The organism is Moraxella haemolytica, assembly GCF_030177935.1.
Classification (GTDB): Bacteria; Pseudomonadota; Gammaproteobacteria; order Pseudomonadales; family Moraxellaceae; genus Moraxella; species Moraxella haemolytica.
Window position 1 is genome coordinate 1,850,903 of sequence record NZ_CP089974.1, and the last position, 19,676, is coordinate 1,870,578.

The 19,676-nt window shown below is 45.2% G+C and carries 19 protein-coding genes; 12 read left to right on the forward strand and 7 right to left on the reverse strand.

The genetic code is table 11. The annotated features are described in order from the left end of the window. Positions 1-11: 11 nt before the first annotated feature. Both LU276_RS08795 and LU276_RS08800 read left to right on the forward strand, forming a co-directional pair. A complete protein-coding gene (locus LU276_RS08795) occupies positions 12-878 on the forward strand; it encodes an OmpA family protein (protein ID WP_284673464.1) in 867 nt (288 codons plus the stop codon). Between the two features lie 256 nt (positions 879-1,134). Further along, the gene (locus tag LU276_RS08800) at positions 1,135-2,367 is read left to right on the forward strand and encodes a multidrug effflux MFS transporter (protein ID WP_284673465.1); all 1,233 of its coding nucleotides are present in this window, start codon (positions 1,135-1,137) and stop codon (positions 2,365-2,367) included. A 61-nt stretch (positions 2,368-2,428) separates the two neighbouring features. On the opposite strand, the gene rlmH is transcribed toward LU276_RS08800, so the two are convergent. Further along, positions 2,429-2,911 (reverse strand): 23S rRNA (pseudouridine(1915)-N(3))-methyltransferase RlmH, encoded by a 483-nt coding sequence (gene rlmH / locus LU276_RS08805; protein ID WP_284673466.1) that lies wholly within the window; start codon positions 2,909-2,911, stop codon positions 2,429-2,431. A 132-nt stretch (positions 2,912-3,043) separates the two neighbouring features. Here rlmH and LU276_RS08810 point away from each other — a divergent pair, with 132 nt between their 5' ends. The 10 genes from LU276_RS08810 (at position 3,044) to LU276_RS08855 (ending at position 11,857) form a co-directional block, all read left to right on the forward strand. Next, positions 3,044-3,535: an RDD family protein gene (locus tag LU276_RS08810; protein WP_284673467.1), complete on the forward strand. Its 492-nt coding sequence runs from the start codon at positions 3,044-3,046 to the stop codon at positions 3,533-3,535. Positions 3,536-3,639: 104 nt separating this feature from the next. Continuing rightward, on the forward strand, positions 3,640-4,089 hold the full coding sequence (locus LU276_RS08815; RefSeq protein ID WP_284673468.1) for a YraN family protein: 450 nt from the start codon (positions 3,640-3,642) through the stop codon (positions 4,087-4,089). Between the two features lie 166 nt (positions 4,090-4,255). Then, on the forward strand, positions 4,256-5,068 hold the full coding sequence (locus LU276_RS08820; RefSeq protein WP_284673469.1) for a BON domain-containing protein: 813 nt from the start codon (positions 4,256-4,258) through the stop codon (positions 5,066-5,068). Positions 5,069-5,177: 109 nt separating this feature from the next. Continuing rightward, entirely contained in the window at positions 5,178-5,423 is a 246-nt protein-coding gene (locus tag LU276_RS08825) for a BolA family protein (protein WP_284673470.1), read from the forward strand. Further along, a complete protein-coding gene (gene murA / locus LU276_RS08830; protein ID WP_284673471.1) occupies positions 5,424-6,686 on the forward strand; it encodes a UDP-N-acetylglucosamine 1-carboxyvinyltransferase in 1,263 nt (420 codons plus the stop codon). 133 nt (positions 6,687-6,819) lie between these two features. After that, positions 6,820-7,455 (forward strand): ATP phosphoribosyltransferase, encoded by a 636-nt coding sequence (gene hisG / locus LU276_RS08835; RefSeq protein WP_284673472.1) that lies wholly within the window; start codon positions 6,820-6,822, stop codon positions 7,453-7,455. 64 nt (positions 7,456-7,519) lie between these two features. Next, positions 7,520-8,839, forward strand: coding sequence for a histidinol dehydrogenase (hisD, locus tag LU276_RS08840; RefSeq protein WP_284673473.1), 1,320 nt, complete (start codon positions 7,520-7,522; stop codon positions 8,837-8,839). A 32-nt stretch (positions 8,840-8,871) separates the two neighbouring features. Further along, positions 8,872-9,966 carry a histidinol-phosphate transaminase gene (gene hisC, locus LU276_RS08845; protein WP_284673474.1) on the forward strand — a complete coding sequence of 365 codons (1,095 nt, stop codon included), beginning with the start codon at positions 8,872-8,874 and terminating at the stop codon, positions 9,964-9,966. 112 nt (positions 9,967-10,078) lie between these two features. Then, a complete protein-coding gene (locus LU276_RS08850) occupies positions 10,079-11,605 on the forward strand; it encodes a fumarate hydratase (RefSeq protein WP_284673475.1) in 1,527 nt (508 codons plus the stop codon). Positions 11,606-11,620: 15 nt separating this feature from the next. Beyond that, a complete protein-coding gene (locus tag LU276_RS08855) occupies positions 11,621-11,857 on the forward strand; it encodes a hypothetical protein (protein WP_284673476.1) in 237 nt (78 codons plus the stop codon). On the opposite strand, the gene mraY is transcribed toward LU276_RS08855, so the two are convergent. The 6 genes from mraY to rsmH all read right to left on the reverse strand — a co-directional run bounded on the left by mraY (position 11,800) and on the right by rsmH (position 19,525). Then, positions 11,800-12,897: a phospho-N-acetylmuramoyl-pentapeptide-transferase gene (mraY, locus tag LU276_RS08860; protein ID WP_284673477.1), complete on the reverse strand. Its 1,098-nt coding sequence runs from the start codon at positions 12,895-12,897 to the stop codon at positions 11,800-11,802. The genes LU276_RS08855 and mraY overlap by 58 nt on opposite strands. Positions 12,898-12,979: 82 nt before the next feature. After that, positions 12,980-14,455: a UDP-N-acetylmuramoyl-tripeptide--D-alanyl-D-alanine ligase gene (locus tag LU276_RS08865; RefSeq protein ID WP_284673478.1), complete on the reverse strand. Its 1,476-nt coding sequence runs from the start codon at positions 14,453-14,455 to the stop codon at positions 12,980-12,982. A gap of 9 nt (positions 14,456-14,464) precedes the next feature. Next, positions 14,465-15,997 (reverse strand): UDP-N-acetylmuramoyl-L-alanyl-D-glutamate--2,6-diaminopimelate ligase, encoded by a 1,533-nt coding sequence (locus LU276_RS08870; protein ID WP_284673479.1) that lies wholly within the window; start codon positions 15,995-15,997, stop codon positions 14,465-14,467. Between the two features lie 51 nt (positions 15,998-16,048). After that, a complete protein-coding gene (locus LU276_RS08875) occupies positions 16,049-17,971 on the reverse strand; it encodes a peptidoglycan D,D-transpeptidase FtsI family protein (RefSeq protein WP_418001294.1) in 1,923 nt (640 codons plus the stop codon). Between the two features lie 110 nt (positions 17,972-18,081). Next, entirely contained in the window at positions 18,082-18,459 is a 378-nt protein-coding gene (gene ftsL / locus LU276_RS08880) for a cell division protein FtsL (RefSeq protein ID WP_284673481.1), read from the reverse strand. Between the two features lie 94 nt (positions 18,460-18,553). Further along, positions 18,554-19,525, reverse strand: coding sequence for a 16S rRNA (cytosine(1402)-N(4))-methyltransferase RsmH (gene rsmH / locus LU276_RS08885; protein WP_284673482.1), 972 nt, complete (start codon positions 19,523-19,525; stop codon positions 18,554-18,556). Positions 19,526-19,676: the final 151 nt, after the last annotated feature.

The window sequence follows — 19,676 nt, forward strand, 5'->3', positions numbered from 1 at the left end:
GAAAACATGATATGAATAAAAAACATACCGCATTGTTTGGTGTGATGTTGATGGCGATGACGCTAACTGGTTGTGTTTCAACTTCTGCTTTGGAAGTTGAAACAGACACAGAGGTTGAGTTTCCAAAGATTGATGATGCTGTTGTTTCATCAAATAACTATAAAGGCTCACGGGCTAATTGGAGTAACATTGCTCAGATTGAACATGGCATGAGTAAAGATCAGCTGTATCATTTGATTGGCTATCCGCATTATCATGAAGGCTTGTATGGTGTTTATGAATGGAATTACATCTTTAATTATCGTGATCAAGTAGGTGATTACAGACAATGTCAATTCCAAATTCGTTTTGATAAAAACAAAACCATCAATGCCATGTACTGGTCTGCACCTGAGTGTGAAGAGAAAGTAAAACAAGCAGGTTTGCTACACACTCAAGCAGTGATTCAAGACATCGTTCAGCAGATGCCATCTTCGCCTGCGACACCAACAGAAACTTTTGCCTTGCAAGCAGATGCTTTATTTGCTTTTGATAAATCAGGTATAAAAGATATGTTACCAGGTGGTCTGACCAAACTTGATGAGCTTGCAGATAAGCTAAAAGACTATCAAAGCCAAGGTAAAGTAAAAGCCCATATCATCGGTCATACTGACAGACTAGGTTCAAAAGAGTATAATCTGGCTTTATCAAAAAGTCGTGCTGATACGGTTGCTACCTATCTGTTATCAAAAGGTATTGCATCAGATATACTAAATACCACAGGTGCAGGTGAGTATATGCCAATAAAAGACTGCTCTATCAATGGCACCAAAAAACAACAAATCCGTTGTCTACAACCCAATCGCCGTGTTGAGGTGCAGATTTATGTTGAGCAGTAGTTTTTGGTAGAATTGTTTAAAAAGATGCCACCCTGATGGGTGGTGTTTTTCTTTGGTCATAGGCAATCTTGGGCTATTTGTTGGTTGCCAAAACCCAACCAAAATCTTTAGATAAAGTCCAGACCGATCTCTTGGCATTTCATGCTCTCTTGATTTTGTTGTTGCTTTATGGGCTTGACAAACCAAACCTACCACCCCAATCTTATAAAATGTGCTAGAATAACCAATTCCACACCAATCAACTTTTAAGATAACCATGCCAACCCATCTCGACCGAACCCATTCATCAAAACCCTTTCCCACCTTATGGATCTTAATCATGGGGGTGATGATTGCCATCGGTCCGCTCGCCATTGATATGTACCTACCTGCCCTGCCAAGCATGGCAGATGAGTTTGGGGTCAGCACAACCAATATCGCTCGTTCTGTGCCTGCTTATTTTATAGGACTGGTATTCGGTCAGCTGTTTTATGGTCCTTTTTCCGACCGTGTGGGGCGTGTCAAACCCATGTATATCGGCATGATAATCTTTGTCATTGCATCTATAATCTGTGCCACCACCAACACCGAAGCCATACTGTTCATGGCTCGCACCCTACAGGCAGTCGGTGCGTGCGTTACAGGAGTGGTTACTCGTGCAGCGATTCGAGACACCCTAAACCCCATACAGTCCGCCAAAGCCTTTAGCCTTATGGTACTGGTCATGGGCGTTGCTCCCATTTTAGCACCGACCTTAGGAGCTGCTATTTTAAGAGTGGCAGACTGGCACACGATATTTTGGTTCTTGGCGGCTTATGGCACATTTGTCATCATCCTAACCAAGCTGTTCTTAAAAGAAACACTAACCCCAGAAAACCGCAATACCCAGCCCATCAGTCAGACAATCACAGGGTATATTGACCTACTAAAAGACAAAACCTTCACCGTGCCTGCGGTGGCAGCTGGCGTGCTTCAAGGGTCGTTTTTTATTTATCTGTCCATCTCTAGCGTGCTATTCATGGAGAATTACGGGCTATCTGAGGAGAATTTTGCCATCGCTTTTGGGGCGAATGCCTTTGGCTTTATTGCTTTAACGCAGGTCAATCAATTTTTAATTAAACGATTTAGACTGGTGCAACTCTTGCGTTTTGGGGCATCGGTGCAACTGGCTTCAGCGTCTTTTCTGCTATTGCTTGGGCTTGTGTTTGGTGGCGATGCTCATGTTGCTTTGGTTTTTATAGCAATTTTTTGTTGTATTGCCGGACTGGGGCTGACACAGCCTAACGCTGGAGCAATCGCCCTAGCCTTTCAAAAAAAGCGTGCAGGCATGGCAGCAGCGATGCAAGGGGCATTGCAATTTTCGGTAGGGATTTTTGGTGGCTTGGTTCTTAGCTTGTTTGACACAAACCCTGTGGTAAAACTGGGCATTACCGCCACCATACTGACAGCAGTAGGCACTTGGTTGGTATATCGCATTGATGCTCGGCTTGACTTATCAAAAGTTGATTAAACCAATCAGCTAGCACATCTAACAACACCCAAAACCAAAAAGGATTGTAACCAACCACCCATCAACCGCCACGATGATAAGGGTGGTTATTGATCACACTCATCGCTCGATACAGCTGTTCAATGAGTATCACTCGCACCAAAGGATGTGGTAGCGTCAAATCTGACAACGACCATTTAAAATCCGCCGCCGCCAGCACTTGGGGGGATAAACCGTCAGCACCCCCAATCACCAAAGCGATGTCCACACCATCTGTCATGGCAACACTCAGCTTATCTGATAAACCTTCAGTGGAGAGCATTTTTCCTTTTACTTCCAGTACCCACAATTTTTCTTTTGGGTGGCGAGCTGCCAAGATAGCCTGCCCTTCTTGCTGTTTGTATTTGTCAATGTCTGCAGGCGATGGGTTCTTGTGGCGTTTGGCAGGGGCAATCTCAACAATCTCGGTATTCATCATCGGCTGAATGCGTTTGGCATACTCATCAATGCCTGCTTGCACCCATGATGGCATCTTATGCCCTACGCTCAATATTCTTAATTTCATGTAAGATTTCCTTTGGTTTTTATATATTTTAAAGAAAAATCACAAAAAAATCTTGTTTATTTATGCGAATAAATGGCGTAAAATCAAAAACTTTGCTATGCTAAGTACAATTTTATTTATAGACAGCCTATCATGTCAAATACAACACAACCAACACACCTAGACCACCCTGCTTACAATCAGACCATCTATCGCTATGCAGGATTTTGGATTCGTTTTGTGGCACAGCTTGTTGATAGCATACTGTTTTTGCTCATCAGCTTGCCCTTGTTATACCTCGTCTATGGCGATGCTTATTTTGATGCGTATTTTAGTGTTGAGCCGACCCAAACGATGTTTTTTGGTGTGGCAGATATCCTGATTTCAGTAGGCTTGCCGTTGTTGGCTACTTTTTGGTTTTGGACAAGAAAAGGAGCTACACCTGGCAAAATGTTGCTTGGTTTGCAAGTATTGGGTGAACGCACAGGCAATCTTTTAACATTAAAGCAAGCTTTCATTCGCTATCTTGGCTACATCGTATCTTCTGTGGTGTTTGGATTGGGGTATATTTGGGCAGGCTTTGATAAGAAAAAACAAAGCTGGCATGACAAACTTGCCAAGACTGTCGTTGTGCGTAAGCAGTAATCAATCATTATAAGTTCGTTGCTTGATACGCCCAGTTTATGCACAGCTTGATATGGTATATCAACGACCATCATTGACACCTTAATTGTAGTTATAAACTCTTGATGAACGACTTATCACAAAGACAATGTACCCATAAGACCACCCATCATCAAGCTGACAATAAAAAAGCCATCGGTGATTTTTATGAACAGCGTGCCAGAGCATGGGCAGAGCATTCAGGGCTTGAACTGGTTGCTTGTAATTTTTATGCCCCAAGACTGGGTGAAATTGACATCATCGCCAAACAAAGTAATACCGACAGATTTGGCAGGACGATACAGACGCTGATATTTATTGAGGTACGCTCTCGCAAACTTGGACAATTTACCAACAGCATTGAGAGTATCACCCCTGCCAAACAACGAAAAATTATCCAAACGGCACAGTATTTTGTGGCACAAAATCCGCAGTTTGAGCAGTACGATTGCCGATTTGATGTGATCGCCTTTGACCATCAAGAAGGTATTGAAAACGCCCAATGGGTACAAGCAGCTTTTTTGACGCAGTGGTAGTCGCTCCCCTTGAGTACAAATTGATTAAAATATGAATATTGATTACAACTACCCATCAAAATTGATGAGAATTTGTTAAAAACTGATTGATAAATGGCATGACTACAACACCATGTGTTGAAGAGCCATCAGTTATTAAGTCGTTAGTAGTTAAAAGGATAAAGCCATGCAGACATTCATACAACACACCCCGAAGATGGCAATGCTAATACTAGCAGCCGCCCTAAACTTGACAGCGTGCAGTACGCTTGGTGGTGGCGATGCCTTTGGGGTTTATGAGATGGGTCGCAGTATCCCTGAACGCATCAGTGATGAGAGCATCGAGCTGATGGCTCGCAAGAACCTAGCTCGCATTAGCGGAGTGAATGAAAACACGGTACGAATCGCATTTGATAGCTTTCGTAAAGAAGTACTCATCACAGGCGAAGTGCCAAGTCAAGCCATCAAAGATGACATAGAAGCAATGGTAAAATCCATGAGGGATGTTGCAGAGGTGTACAATTACCTAACCATCTCTAGCACCCCAAAAAGCCAAAGCCATACCCTACACGAAGGCTACCTAAAATCCAAGATTAACGCACGCCTGCTGACCAATCAAGGCATCAAATCATCACAATACAAAATAGTCGTACGAGACCAAACAGCCTATGTGATGGGACACATGAGTCCAGAGCAACAAGACCACATACTAGCAGCGATACAAAACACAGCAGGCATGGCATTGGCAGTAACACTGACCACGCTAATCAATGATGATATGCCAGCCACGCCAACAAGCACACAAGACATCATAGCTGACAACAGCGTAGTATATGGCGGCGTGGTTAGCACCGAGCCTACCAACGAACCCTATTTGCTTCAAGAAATCTATGTGCCTAACGCCAGCACCGACGCCCCAACCAACATCACCCCTGCCTACACCTCAAAAAGTGGCACCAGTGGCTATGTACAACTACATCAAGGGACGAACAATCCATAACCCAGACTAACACAACACACAAAACCTGTATAAATTTGGGTATAAAAAGCCAAAATTTTGTTATAATAGCAAGACTAAACCCCATATTTTAAACCACTTTGGAACCAACATGAACGCTGACGACCTAATTGAACTACTACAACCACATTTTCCCAAAGCTCACCTTCAAGCCGCCAATCAAGGCAACAAATTTGAAGTACTCATTGTTGATGCCGTCTTTGAGGGCAAACGCCCCGTACAGCGTCAGCAAGCGGTTTATGCGATTGTGAATCCACACATCCAAAGTGGAGCAATGCATGCCTTAACCATTCATGCCTTGACACCTGATGAATACAACACCAAAAAGGGACAATAAATGGATAAATTTAAGATCATTGGCAAGAGCCGAATTGCAGGTGAAGTCGCCATTTCTGGCTCAAAAAACGCAGCCTTACCACTGCTTGCTGCCATACTACTCCCAAACGATGAAACCGTCCTGCATAATGTCCCAACCCTAAAAGACACAGAGACACTTGTCAAGCTCATCGCAGGTACTGGCGTTGCCATCACAAAAGAAGGTAACACGGTCGTGGCAGATGCTCGCAGTGTAACCAACTATTATGCCCCCTATGAATTGGTTCGCACCATGCGTGCGTCCATCTTGGTACTAGGTCCATTATTGGCTCGCTTTGGCGAAGCGGAAGTCTCTTTGCCTGGTGGTTGCTCTATCGGTTCTCGCCCTGTGGATCAGCATTTAAAGGCATTTGAGGCAATGGGTGCAACCATCGCTGTAGAAAATGGCTATGTCAAAGCAAAAGCTCCGGCAGGTGGCCGCTTAATCGGTTGTAACTTTAGCTTTGATATGGTAACGGTAGGTGGCACAGAAAATGTCATCATGGCAGCCACCTTAGCTCGTGGTACAACTCGCCTAGAGAACTGTGCTTGTGAGCCAGAAGTGGTGGACTTAGCCAATATGCTTGTGGCGATGGGAGCTAAGATTGATGGCATCGGCACGCCAACCATGATCATCGAGGGCGTAGAAAGCCTGCATGGCTGTGAGTACAGTGTTATTGCTGATCGCATTGAAACTGGCTCATATTTGGCAGGTGCATTGATGAGTGAAGGCGATGTATTGACCACCAACACATCAGCAGAGCATCTACACCCTGTCTTAAAGAAATTTGAGGCAATGGGTGCAACCATCACCACAGGCGATGACTGGATTCGTGCCGTCATGAAAGGCAGACCTAAGGCGACAGACATTCGCACCCAAGCCCACCCTGGCTTCCCAACTGATATGCAAGCACAACTGATGGCGGTGTGCTGTTTGGCTGATGGCACCAGCACCATCATTGAAAATATTTTTGAAAATCGCTTCATGCATGTGCCTGAGCTTAACCGCATGGGAGCAAACATTCGCATTGACGGACATACCGCCATCGTTACAGGCATAGAGAAATTCATGCCAGCACCTGTAATGGCAACCGACCTGCGAGCATCCATGTCTCTTGTCATGGCGGCAGCGTGTGCCGAAGGCGAAAGCATCATTGACCGCATTTATCACATTGATAGGGGCTATGATGATGTGGAAAACAAACTAAAAGCCTTGGGCGTAAATATTGAGCGGATTAAGGGATAAAAGTTGCCAAACCCTTTGCCGGCAACCAACCATTGAGAAAGCAATCCATAACGACAAGTTAGAACAATGAGCGTTTTGTTGAGCTGTCGCTAGCACGCCTTTGTTAATTTTTTATAAAAAGTAAGGCAATATAATGACTGATGATTTTAACGGCTTGACCATCGCCCTATCAAAAGGGCGTATCTTAGATGAGACTCTGCCTTTATTTGAAAAGACAGGCATTCGCCCTTTAGAAGACATGAATAAATCACGCAAATTAATTTTTCAAAGCAGTGATTCAAATGTCCGATTTTTACTACTTCGTGCATCCGATGTACCAACTTATGTCGAGCATGGTGTGGCGGATATCGGCGTGTCAGGCAAAGATGTACTGCTAGAATATGCTGCCGCTGTGTATGAGCTGATTGATTTAAAAATTGCCAAATGCCGTCTTATGACCGCAGGCGTTAAAGGAGCAACCCTACCTTCTCGCCGTCTTCGTATCGCCACCAAATATGCCAATGTCGCCAGAGAATATTTTGCCTCTTGTGGTCAACAAGTAGATATCATCAAGCTCTATGGCTCTATGGAGCTTGCCCCATTGGTTGGGCTTGGCGATTTGATTGTGGATGTGGTTGATACAGGGAATACTTTGCGAGCCAATGGACTTGAACCACTTGATGAGATTTGTCAAGTGTCATCACGCCTGATTGCCAACCCCATCAGTTACAAGCGAAAACTTAGCCAGTTACAACCCATTTTAGACATTCTAGAACGGGCGGCTAGCTAATACCGCCAAGCCTTTTATTCACACGGAACACCGATAAGTTATGCCATTTACTAGCAGGTATATCATGCCAGATTTAGCCATTTTAAATAGCCAAGATGCTGATTTTCAAGACAAATTAACCAAACTGCTTGCCTTTGAGACTGTAACCGATACAGACTTAATTCAGACTGTTGATGACATCATCGCTCAAGTTCGTACGCATGGCGATGAAGCCGTGTTTGAATTAACCAAGCGTTTTGACCAACATCCTGCCATCAGCATGGATGAGCTGTTCATCAGTCAAGCTCAATTAAAAGCCGCCTTTGATGGTCTAACCGATGAGATAAAAACCGCCCTAGAGCTGTCGGCTCAGCGTATTTTTGATTTTCATCAACACCAAAAAGAGACAGGATTTCGCTTCGTTGATGGGCTTGGCAATACTTTAGGTCAAAAAGTAACACCACTTGACCGTGTCGGCATCTATGTGCCAGGCGGTCTGGCGAGCTATCCATCAAGTGTCTTGATGAACGCCATTCCTGCCAAAGTTGCAGGCGTGGCGTGCATTACGATGGTCGTCCCTGCTCCAAAAGGTGAACTCAATCCGCTTGTCTTGGCGGCAGCACACCTAGCAGGTGTGAATGATGTCATCACCATCGGCGGTGCACAGGCTGTAGCCGCATTAGCCTATGGCACATCTCGCATCGCCCCTGTTGATAAAATCACAGGTCCGGGCAATAAATATGTCGCTGCTGCCAAGCGTGCAGTTTTTGGGCAAGTAGGCATTGACATGATCGCAGGACCATCTGAGGTCTTGGTTTATGCTGAGGGCGAATCTGCGGATAATACTGACTGGCTAGCGATGGATTTGCTGTCTCAAGCTGAACACGATACAGTGGCACAGGCGATTTTTGTAACAACTTGCCCCAAGCAACTAGAGGCGGTCAAAGTCGCCCTTGATAAGGCATTGGCAAACCTACCAAAAGCCGACATCGCTCGTCAGGCACTGAGCAATCGTGGAGCGTTAATCCTTGTTAAAGACAGGGCTGAGGGTGTGGCGGTCATCAACCAAGTCGCCCCTGAGCATTTGGAGCTATCACTTGATCAGCCTGATGAAGTAGAAAAACTGGTGCGTCATGCAGGAGCGATATTCTTGGGCAGACATACCCCAGAGGCGATTGGCGACTATTGTGCAGGGTCAAACCATGTGCTACCAACATCAGGGACGGCACGCTTTAGCTCACCTTTGGGCGTGTATGATTTCACCAAAAAAACCTCGCTCATCTACTGCACAGCCAAAGGTTCGCAGCCATTGGCTCATACGGCTGATGTCATGGCGGTACAGGAGAATCTAGATGCTCATGCCCTATCAGCACGCTATCGTTATGGCGTGGTTAATTTAGACTAATACAACATCAATCAAATCACACGAGCGACAACATGAGCATCAACAAAAGACTATGGAGCAAAAAAGTTAGCCAGCTTACCCCTTATGTGGCAGGCGAACAGCCAAAAGTGTCTAATCTATGTAAGTTAAATACCAATGAAAATCCATTTCCCCCAAGCCAAAAAGCAGTAGCAGCCATGCAGGCGGTCTTGGCAGATGACGGTCAAGCATTACGCCTATACCCTGAACCAGAATCAGATGAATTATGTCAGGTGCTTGCTCATTATCACGGTTTACAGCGTGAACAGGTCTTTGTGGGTAATGGCTCAGATGAAGTACTGGCATTTGTGTTTGCCTGTTTTTTTACCAAAGAATTACCGCTACTGATGCCTGATGTCAGTTATAGCTTTTATCCTGTTTATGCACAGACTTTCGGAGTGGACACCAAAATCATTCCACTTGATGATGAGTTTTGTATCAATCCTAAAGACTATGATACAGCGTGCGTTGGCATCATTTTACCCAATCCAAATGCCCCAACAGGTATACTGCTTTCATTAGATGACATTCGTACTCTTGCCACCAACCACCCAGATTCGGTCATCGTCATTGATGAAGCATACATTGACTATGCAGATGATGTCAAATCAGCGTCAGCAATTGGTTTGATTGATGAGTTTGATAATATCTTAGTCACACAAACTTTCTCAAAATCTCGTGCATTGGCAGGGCTTAGAGTGGGTGCAGCTTTTAGCAACGCCAATTTAATAGCGGCACTCGCTACTTATAAGAACAGCTTTAATAGCTATCCTGTTGACCGTGTGGCACAAGCAGGGGCGATGGCAAGCATCTTAGATGAAGATTATTTCATCAAACAGCGTCAAGCAGTTATTAGACTGCGTAATGACCTCACCGAATCATTAGTGGCACTCGGTTTTAAAGTATTGCCATCAGCAGCAAACTTTGTCTTTGCAAAGCCATATCACACATCGCTTAGCACCAAAGAGATTTTTAATCAACTGCGTGAACAAGGTGTCATTGTGCGTCATTGGGACAAGCAACGCATTGCAGATTATCTGCGTATTACAGTCGGTACAGCTGAACAAAATCAGCGTTTAATTACCGCATTAACAGAGATTTTATCCTAGCCACCTAAGGCAGAGAAGGATTTTCACGCCTTGTTATTTGTGCTACAATAACAAGGCATTTATATACAATATCGCCAGTTGTCATCAGACAACCAGCCAAAAGGAAATCACCATGACCGTCATCAAAAAAGAAGACTTTATCCAGTCAATTGCGGACGCCTTTCAATACATCAGCTACTACCACCCCACCGACTATATCACGGCTCTATCCCAAGCCTTAGAGCGTGAAGAAAATTCTGCCGCCAAAGATGCCATGACACAAATCTTGGTAAACAGTCGTATGTGTGCCGAAGGCAAGCGTCCAATTTGTCAAGATACAGGGATTGCAACAGTATTTTTAAAAGTAGGCATGAATGTCAAATGGGACACCGACATGAGTGTGGCAGACATGGTAAATGAAGGCGTTCGCCGTGCCTACAACCACCCTGATAATACCTTGCGAGCCAGCGTACTTGCCGACCCTGCAGGCAAACGCATCAACACCAAAGACAACACGCCAGCCGTCATCCACATGGAAATCGTGGCAGGCGACACGGTTGATGTTACCTGTGCCGCCAAAGGTGGTGGTAGCGAGAACAAATCCAAACTTGCCATGCTAAATCCTTCTGATGACATCGTAGCATGGGTATTAAAGAGTATTCCAGAAATGGGAGCTGGTTGGTGTCCGCCAGGAATCTTAGGCATTGGTATTGGTGGCACACCAGAAAAAGCGACCTTGCTCGCCAAAGAATCACTGATGAGCCATATTGACATTCACGAACTAAAAGCTAAAGCAGAGACTGGTGCAGAGCTTTCTACCACCGAAAAACTTCGCCTTGAAATCTTTGAAAAAGTAAACGCACTGGGTATTGGTGCTCAAGGTCTAGGCGGTCTAACTACTGTGCTAGATGTAAAAATCCTAGACTATCCAACACACGCTGCTTCCAAGCCTGTGGCAATGATTCCCAACTGTGCAGCAACTCGCCATGTACATTTTGAGCTTGATGGCTCAGGGGCGGTCAATCTAGAGCCACCAAGCCTAGACGCTTATCCTGATATCACTTATAGCCCTGACAATGGCAAGCGTGTCAATGTGGACACCCTAACCAAAGAAGAAGTCGCCACATGGCAAACAGGAGATGTACTACTACTAAACGGTAAAATCTACACAGGTCGAGATGCCGCTCACAAACGCATGACCGATATGCTCAATAAGGGCGAGCAACTACCTGTAGATTTCACCAATAAACTCATCTACTATGTCGGACCTGTTGATCCTGTGCGTGATGAAGTGGTAGGACCGGCAGGACCAACCACCGCTACTCGCATGGATAAGTTCACTCGTCAAATGCTAGAACAAACGGGGCTTATCGGCATGATTGGTAAATCAGAGCGTGGCAAAATCGCTTGTGAAGCGATTGCTGATAACAAAGCAGTCTATCTCATGGCGGTGGGGGGTTCTGCTTATCTTGTTTCTAAGGCAATCAAAAACGCCAAAGTAGTCGCTTTTGAGGATTTAGGCATGGAGGCAATCTATGAATTTGAGGTTAAAGACATGCCTGTAACAGTCGCTGTGGATAGCAATGGCGTGTCAGTTCATGCAACCGCTCCTAAGATCTGGCAAGCCAAAATTGGCAAAATCCCTGTAACTCAAGAATAAAATCACCCACCAATCATGATAAAGCCCAACCATAATGTGTTGGGCTTTATCATCAATGCCAACCCAAAATCAATCCCTGCCAAGTGGCACAGCACCTACAAATCCATCAAAGTAACGCACATCAAAAAAGCACAAGCGTTAATCTTGTGCTTTTTTAAGTTTATTATCATATGGCAAATGGCACACCACCATCGCTATCTTAGCTTAAGCGTCATCAACCCAAGCACCACCAAGATGATGCACACGATATAAAACCTAGCAACAACTTTAGTTTCTTTTAGACCCATCTCTTCAAAATGATGGTGCAGTGGTGCCATCAAAAAAATGCGTTTTTTGCGAAGTTTGTATGAACCCACTTGTAAAATCACAGACAATGCTTCCGCCACAAAAACACCACCCATGATGACAAAAGCAAGCTCTTGGCGAGTCATGACCGCCATCGTACCAAGCATTCCACCCAATGACAACGCCCCAACATCTCCCATGAATACATCAGCAGGGGCAGCGTTATACCACAAAAAACCAAGCCCTGCTCCGATGATGGCAGCACAAACAATGATAAGCTCTGCATTATAGGCGATATAAGGCACATGCATATAAGCAGCATAATTCATTGAGCCTGAAATATAAGCAAATACCCCAAGTCCTGCCACCACCAACACCACAGGCAAAATCACCAGTCCGTCCAAACCATCGGTCAGATTCACCGCATTTGATGAACCATTGATGGTAAAGTAAGTTAGGATAATAAATCCCAAGCCAAATGGAATCGCTGATAGTGGAACTACCCAATGCTTAAATACAGGGATGAGTAAATCTTGCATGGCAGCAGCGGTGGCAGTATCCTGCTGTAAAGCGATATAATACAAAGAACCGCCCACAAACAGCGAACCCACCGACAGCCAAAAATACTTTTTACGAGCGATGAGGCCTTGTGGGTTTTTGTGCTTAATTTTTAGCCAGTCATCTGCCCAACCAACTGCACCAAAAACCACCATCACTACCATCAAAATCCATACATAAGGATTGGATAAATCAGCCCATGCCAAAGTTGCAATACCGATTGCCGCTAAAATGAGCACACCACCCATTGTCGGCGTGCCTTGTTTGATAAGATGTGTTTTTGGACCATCATCACGCACCGCTTGACCATACTTTAAAGTACGCAAATAACGAATGACAGGCTTGCCTGCACCGATGACAATGAGCAGTGCCGTAATCACCGCCAGCAACGCTCGTAGCGTCAAAGAAGAGATGGCAATGTCGCTATGCTGAAACAACCAGTAAAGCATAATCAAACCCTTGTAGCATTATTATCTATCTAAATCAGTTATCTAAAAAATTTGTCTAAAATCTATATCATCAAAGCCAAATTCACCCAAGATTCGCCAAATCACAAATTAGCGTCTCCATTTTCATACCACGAGACCCCTTGAACAGTATGGTTGTAGCACCATCTTGTAAACGCAGTCTTAGAGCATCAAGCAAAGCTGACTTATCCTCAAAGTGTGTCGCTATCGGTCGCAATTCATTGACAGCACGCACCATGTGCTTCATATTCTCACCGACAGCAAAAATGGCGTCTAAGGCAAGTGGTGCGATGTTTTGCCCCAACTGATAATGTTCATCAGCTGCCGCTTCGCCCAGCTCAAAAATATCTCCCAACACCAAAATCTTGGCATTATCCTCTTGCTCTAGCACTTTGGCAGCAGCAAGCATGGAAGTTGGATTGGCATTATAAGTATCATCAATGACAATATGCTCACCAAACGCCATGCGAGTCAATCGCCCTTGTGGGGCAGTAGCAGATTGCAGTCCACGAACAATGCTGTGAAGTGGCACACCCAAAGCGTAGGCACACGCTGATGCCGCCAACGCATTAGTTACATTATGCTCGCCAATGAGTGGTAGCTGTACCGGCAGGCTTTCAATCTCATCAATCTCAATATTTGTATTTAAACTAAAAGTGCTATGCGTGGTTGCCACATCAATGTCATCAGCAAACAAATCACCCATCATCAGCACCGAGCTAACACCCTGCTCAGACAACATCTGTATGTCCTCATCGGACAGCTGTGCCTGTGATAGTGGTACATTTTGTTCACCAAAGCTAAGCATTCTATCGGTAAAATTACTGGCGGTTTGGCTTAACAGCGTACAAAATTCATCGCCAAAAGGCACAATCGCCACGCCATCTTCACTAAGTGCCGAGTAAATTTCCGCTTTAGCACGAGCAATGTTGGCACGCCCACCGAACTCGCCTAAGTGAGCCGTACCGATATTTAGTACGCATGCCACATCAGGACGAACAAGCCCTGCCGTATAAGCAATCTCGCCCACATGGTTCGCCCCAAGCTCCATCACAGCAAATTTATGTTCGTCAGACAGCTCAAGTAGCATCATTGGTACACCCAAATCATTGTTTAGGTTGCCACGAGTGATGAGTGTCGGGGCGATTTGGCTTAAGATATGCCCTAGCATTTCTTTCGTGGTGGTTTTTCCTGATGAGCCTGTCAAAGCAACCACCATTAAATCAGGGTGAGCATCTCGGCGGTATTTACCAAGAAGTCCCAACGCTTTTTTGGTATCGCCTGTGATGAGTTGTGGCAAATCACTTGCCACCTGTTCACTAACAATGGCAAGCACCGCTCCTTTTTCTTTTGCCATCTCAACATAATCATGCCCATCAAAATTTTCACCTTTGATGGCAAGAAAAATATCGCCCTGCTCTATTTTGCGAGTATCGGTCGTAATGCGGCAACTTTGAGCATCAAATTCGCCTGACCATCTGCCATTTGTGGCGGCCTGCAGGTTGTCTTTTTGCCAAAGATAAGGGGTATGCACTGTCATCTTGTTATCCTATTTATTAAATGCGTTGATAAATTCACCAACCACCGCCACATCATCAAAATCATAACGAACACCGTTAATCTCTTGATAGGTCTCATGACCCTTGCCCAGTATTACCACAATATCATCACCACCTGCCATCATCACTGCTTCTTTGATTGCACGCTTTCTATCAGGCTCAATGATGACCTTGTAATGTGCTTGGCAATCAAGCTGTGTTTGCATGTCTCTTAAAATCGCATTGGGATTCTCAGAGCGTGGGTTATCTGCCGTCAGTATCACCATATCGGCATGACGAACCCCCACATTTGCCATGATAGGTCTTTTACTCTTGTCTCTATCGCCCCCACAACCAAATACCGCAATCAGCCTACCTGTACAATGCTTTTGTAGGCTAATGAGTACTTGCTCGATGGCATCAGGGGTGTGTGCATAATCAACAATGAACAACCCTGTTTTTGACGGTACTTGTTGCATTCTGCCACGAGCACCATGTAGCTTGGCAACCAATGCCGGTAGATTGTCTTGTTGATTAGGATATAATGCCAAAAATGCCGCCACCGCCGCCATTAAATTATCCACATTAAATAATCCAAGCAGTGGGCTGTGCAATGTCATCAGCTTGCCTTGTGCCACAAGCTCAATTTGCACCCCATTTAGGCTTGGTGTAATCTTTTTGACAAAATAATCCGCCTTCTCATCTTGACAAGAATGACCAAGTAGCGAATAAGGCAAGGCACCATCATTGTTTTGAAGCAGTGGATAAGTAGCGTCTTGATTGATGATACCATGGGTGAGCGTACTAAAATAATGCTCATCAAACAACCTTGCTTTGGCTGCACGGTAGTCATCCATGTCCGCATGATAATCCAAATGGTCGTGCGATAAGTTGGTATAAATCGCCACTTGTACAGGCACGCCTTGCAGTCTGTGCTGATGCAAACCATGGCTACTGGCTTCTAATGCCACCACTTGCACGCCATCTTTTGCCATCTGATACAAAAACTCATGCACCGACAGCACATCGCCTGTGGTATTGGCTGATTGTACAAGCTGACCCAACCTACCATTGCCTGCCGTCCCCATAATGGCAGATGGCACGCCAGACAGTTCGCACAGCTGTGCTACCAGCTGACTGACGGTCGTCTTGCCATTCGTCCCTGTTACCGCCACCACCGTAGGTAGCTTGGCAGGCCTATCCACTTGAAATCTAGCAGCAATCAAATCACCCAAATAATGACGAATGGTTGGCAGATCTACGATGGGCGTAGACAGTGTTGATATATCCAGTTCTTGCGGATTGATTTGCGATAAAATAAATGCCGCCTTGCCATCCACTGATTTGAGATATTCATTAGCACGCAATAGGCTTTGTTGATCCCCACCCACACTAGACAGTAACACAAAAACATCGCCCTCATTAAGACGACGACTATCTAAGCAAAACTGCCCAAAAGGCAAATCTGCCACCATCTTAATGGCATCACTTGGCAGATGCAGACTTATCGTATCAAATAAAGTAGCAAGCGTTGTGGGTTTCATGGCAAATTCCTTATAACTCTTTATTATGATTGGGATATTTTTTATTATGTCTTATTGAGCCTTAGGCGTACTCTTGGCATCGGCTTGTAACGGCTTATCAAAAGGCACATTATACAGACGAAGTGCCTCTTTCATGACATGATGAAACACAGGTGCAGCAACCACACCGCCACCGCCATAATACTGACGGCGTGGGTCTTCTACCAAAATCGCAATGGCAAATCTTGGATTTGATGCTGGGGCAATTCCGACAAATGTCGTGCGATACTGGTCAGTATAATAACCACCTTCAGGCTTGGTACGGCGACTCGTGCCCGTCTTACCTGCCACACGATAACCATTGATGGCAGCAGCTCGTGCCGTACCTCCCGACTCCGTAACCAATTCCATCATCTTGACAATCGCTTCAGCGTGCTCTGGTTTAATCACCTGAATAGACTCTGGGCTTGGCTGATTTTTAACCAGACGCAATGGACGCAATTCACCATGATTTGCCAAAGCGGCGTACGCTTGAACCACTTGGGCAAGCGTTACCCTCTGTCCATAGCCATAGCTTAGCGTAGCACGACGAGTAACATCTTTTTCGCTGGGGTCTTTGACGCTACCTGATGCTTCGGCAGGGAAATTTAGGGCAGTTTTTCGCCCAAAGCCAAAGCGTCTTTGGATATCAGAGATGGCATTGGTTGGTAAGTTTAGTGCGATTTTGGCTGAAGCCACATTACTTGACTTTTGAATCAGTCTTGCCAAGGTGATGGCACCATAGTTGCCACTATCACGAATAACATAGCCACCGATATACATACTACCTGGTGCGGTTTCAATGAGTGAACTGGTGGTGTATTTACCTGACTCCAAGGCGGCTGCCACCGTAAAAGGCTTCATCACCGAACCCGGTTCAAAGGTGTCTAGCAACGGTCGATTACGCTCGTTTGCCCCTGTCCGCTCAGACAGATTGTTGGCATTAAACGATGGCCAAGAACCCAACGCTAATATATCGCCAGTTAATACATCCACCACGATGCCAGAGCTTGAACGAGCAGACTGGGCACGCCCCACTTGCTCCAACTCTTTGTATAGCACATACTGCAAGCGTGAATCAATGGTAAGCTCAATGTTCTCGCTCTCAATCTTTGGCTTAATTTCTTTAATTTCTTTGATGGCTGATCGGCGAGCATCTTTTAGAACCAATACCTGCCCTCGCTCGCCTGCAAGCTGTTTTTCGTATTGTGCTTCAATGCCTGCTCGACCGACATAGCCACCATTTTTCTCATCACTTGACTGTGCCATATAGCCTAGAATCTGTGCATTCGGCTCAGCTTGTAGATAATATCTTTGAAAGAATTTTTCTTCACTCACGCCCACAAAGTCCAACTTAATAACCGGTTCAACCACCTCTGGCGATTCTTTTGTCAATAAAATCATACGGCGAGAGCCAGCCCCCCTTGGCAGAGCTTCTTTGATGGCACTCTCGTCAGCATAGTCTATGGCATTGTTGATTGCTACTGCTTTTTGTAGTTTTTCCAACGGAAAATTTGCCACTACAGCTAGTCTTACCAAATCCATCTCGGTAAGCTCTTTGGCAGCTTTGGCACGAGCTTTAGCATCAGTGGTTGTCTTAATGATTTTATCCAAGCGATAATATTCATTGGCATAATCATAGGGGCTAAATACCACCGTTGATAGCGGAGCATTCGCCGCCAATGGTGCTCCATTAGTGTCGGTAATCATGCCACGATATACGGGGACACTGCGTTTTGAGGTGATGAGCCTTTCGCCCTGCTCCACCAGATAAGATGAATTGATGATTTGTAGATAAAACGCACGAGCAAACAACACCAAAAACGCAGTCGCCATCATAAACCAAACCAAACGATAGCGATTGACATCTTGCATACCGCCCAACATGGTCGCTTGGCGTCGATGATTTTTCTTACCAAATATACTCAACAATGACGATATCATGGACAAAACCATTGATGGGCGTTGCTCGTCTTGTTTGGCATCAGTCTTGTTTGGCATGGCTTTTTGACGCAACGGTGGCACAACTTTTGATGAAACCCCTTGTTTTTGTGTTGGTTTTTTCATTATTGAACCACCTTTGTTGCATTGGGTTGGACGCCATTGGGTCTATTTGGTGCGATGACACGGCGATGATCCCCTGTTGGAAAGAACATACCCAACTCGCTCACCGCACGGCTTGCCACCTGTGGCGTTGCACTAAAAGTCTGCTGTTCAATGAGCAATCGCTGTTCTTCAACCTGCATGGCTGTCAGCTCACTTTTTAACTGCTTTAAGTAGCGATAGGTGGCATGATGTTCTTGTGTCTGGGCTGAGATACTCACCCCCGTCCACATGATAGCAACCAAAAGCACACCCAAAAACAAACGATACAAACCCACCATACTGACCGCTTCATCAGTAGTGGCTTGTGATTGGGTGAAGTGAGCAAGTTTATTATTCATGGTATCTATCAGATTTTAAATGGTGCAAAACAAAATAAATGACTTTAAAATAACTATCAATTTAAAGATGAATGAAGCATGACTTCAAGGGCAATCAACCCACAAAGGCGACATCTCGACGCACCGCCCCCCGTAGCCACGCACTTCTGGCACGAGAGTTTTGTTTGACCTCATCATTACTTGGAGCGATACGCATCGGCTTATCAAAATATTTTTCTCGTTTGGGTGGCATGAGCAACTGATCATCGCCTTCATGGCGACCACGACTGTGGTTGTTTAAGAACTGCTTAATGCGTCTATCTTCTAACGAATGAAAGCTAATCACCGCCAAACGCCCGCCTGCTTTTAAGATACCAAGACTTTGTGCCAAAAAGTCATCAATATCACCAAGCTCATTATTGATAAAGATTCTGAGTGCCTGAAAACTTTGGGTGGCTGGGTGCTTGCCTTTTTGCCAAGCTGGGTGTGCCGCCTTGATGGTCTCTGCCAGTGCTAAGGTTGAATCATAACTATCCATCGCTTTGATGGCACGAGCAATCTTGCGACTGTGTCGCTCCTCACCGTACTCATACAACACATCTGCCAGCGTATCAACATCAACCCGAGCCAACCAAGCACCCACAGACTCGCCACGAGTCGTATCCATACGCATATCCACCGCCCCATCTCGCATGAAACTAAATCCACGCTCGCCATCATCAATCTGCGGACTAGACACCCCCAAATCCGCCATCAGCCCATCAATCTGGTCCACACCAAGCTCTGATAATCTGTTGGTTAATTGGGCAAAGCTATCATGAATGACTTGCACACGCCCATCTTGGGTGGCAAGATGATTGGCGACTTCTATCGCTTGAATATCTTTATCAAATACAAACAATCTAGCATCATCGCTTAGATATTCCAAAAGCAAGCGACTATGCCCACCACGCCCAAAGGTTGCATCTACATATACACCATTCATTGAACCTTTCGGGGTCGCCAGCAAATCTTGCACACCTAGCACCATCGCTACCGTTTCATGTAGTAGAACCGTTTGGTGAGTGAATTGTTGCTTGCTATTCATGATGCCTCTTGTTGGTTGATGCGTGCATTGATTGTCTTGCTTGGTATTTGATTGTTAAAATGCGTATTATCTCAAGCTTTGTTATATAGTCAAGCCATTTATATCACTCGATCGGTTATTTGTGTAAAATTCATACACAAGCCTGCCAAGC

Bases quoted from the DNA above. Each gene is read 5' to 3' on its own strand.
- LU276_RS08795 (WP_284673464.1), top strand. From the start codon at position 12: ATGAATAAAAAACATACCGCATTGTTTGGTGTGATGTTGATGGCGATG.
- LU276_RS08800 (WP_284673465.1), top strand. From the start codon at position 1,135: ATGCCAACCCATCTCGACCGAACCCATTCATCAAAACCCTTTCCCACC.
- rlmH (WP_284673466.1), bottom strand. From the start codon at position 2,911: ATGAAATTAAGAATATTGAGCGTAGGGCATAAGATGCCATCATGGGTG.
- LU276_RS08810 (WP_284673467.1), top strand. From the start codon at position 3,044: ATGTCAAATACAACACAACCAACACACCTAGACCACCCTGCTTACAAT.
- LU276_RS08815 (WP_284673468.1), top strand. From the start codon at position 3,640: ATGAACGACTTATCACAAAGACAATGTACCCATAAGACCACCCATCAT.
- LU276_RS08820 (WP_284673469.1), top strand. From the start codon at position 4,256: ATGCAGACATTCATACAACACACCCCGAAGATGGCAATGCTAATACTA.
- LU276_RS08825 (WP_284673470.1), top strand. From the start codon at position 5,178: ATGAACGCTGACGACCTAATTGAACTACTACAACCACATTTTCCCAAA.
- murA (WP_284673471.1), top strand. From the start codon at position 5,424: ATGGATAAATTTAAGATCATTGGCAAGAGCCGAATTGCAGGTGAAGTC.
- hisG (WP_284673472.1), top strand. From the start codon at position 6,820: ATGACTGATGATTTTAACGGCTTGACCATCGCCCTATCAAAAGGGCGT.
- hisD (WP_284673473.1), top strand. From the start codon at position 7,520: ATGCCAGATTTAGCCATTTTAAATAGCCAAGATGCTGATTTTCAAGAC.
- hisC (WP_284673474.1), top strand. From the start codon at position 8,872: ATGAGCATCAACAAAAGACTATGGAGCAAAAAAGTTAGCCAGCTTACC.
- LU276_RS08850 (WP_284673475.1), top strand. From the start codon at position 10,079: ATGACCGTCATCAAAAAAGAAGACTTTATCCAGTCAATTGCGGACGCC.
- LU276_RS08855 (WP_284673476.1), top strand. From the start codon at position 11,621: ATGATAAAGCCCAACCATAATGTGTTGGGCTTTATCATCAATGCCAAC.
- mraY (WP_284673477.1), bottom strand. From the start codon at position 12,897: ATGCTTTACTGGTTGTTTCAGCATAGCGACATTGCCATCTCTTCTTTG.
- LU276_RS08865 (WP_284673478.1), bottom strand. From the start codon at position 14,455: ATGACAGTGCATACCCCTTATCTTTGGCAAAAAGACAACCTGCAGGCC.
- LU276_RS08870 (WP_284673479.1), bottom strand. From the start codon at position 15,997: ATGAAACCCACAACGCTTGCTACTTTATTTGATACGATAAGTCTGCAT.
- LU276_RS08875 (WP_418001294.1), bottom strand. From the start codon at position 17,971: ATGGTTTTGTCCATGATATCGTCATTGTTGAGTATATTTGGTAAGAAA.
- ftsL (WP_284673481.1), bottom strand. From the start codon at position 18,459: ATGAATAATAAACTTGCTCACTTCACCCAATCACAAGCCACTACTGAT.
- rsmH (WP_284673482.1), bottom strand. From the start codon at position 19,525: ATGAATAGCAAGCAACAATTCACTCACCAAACGGTTCTACTACATGAA.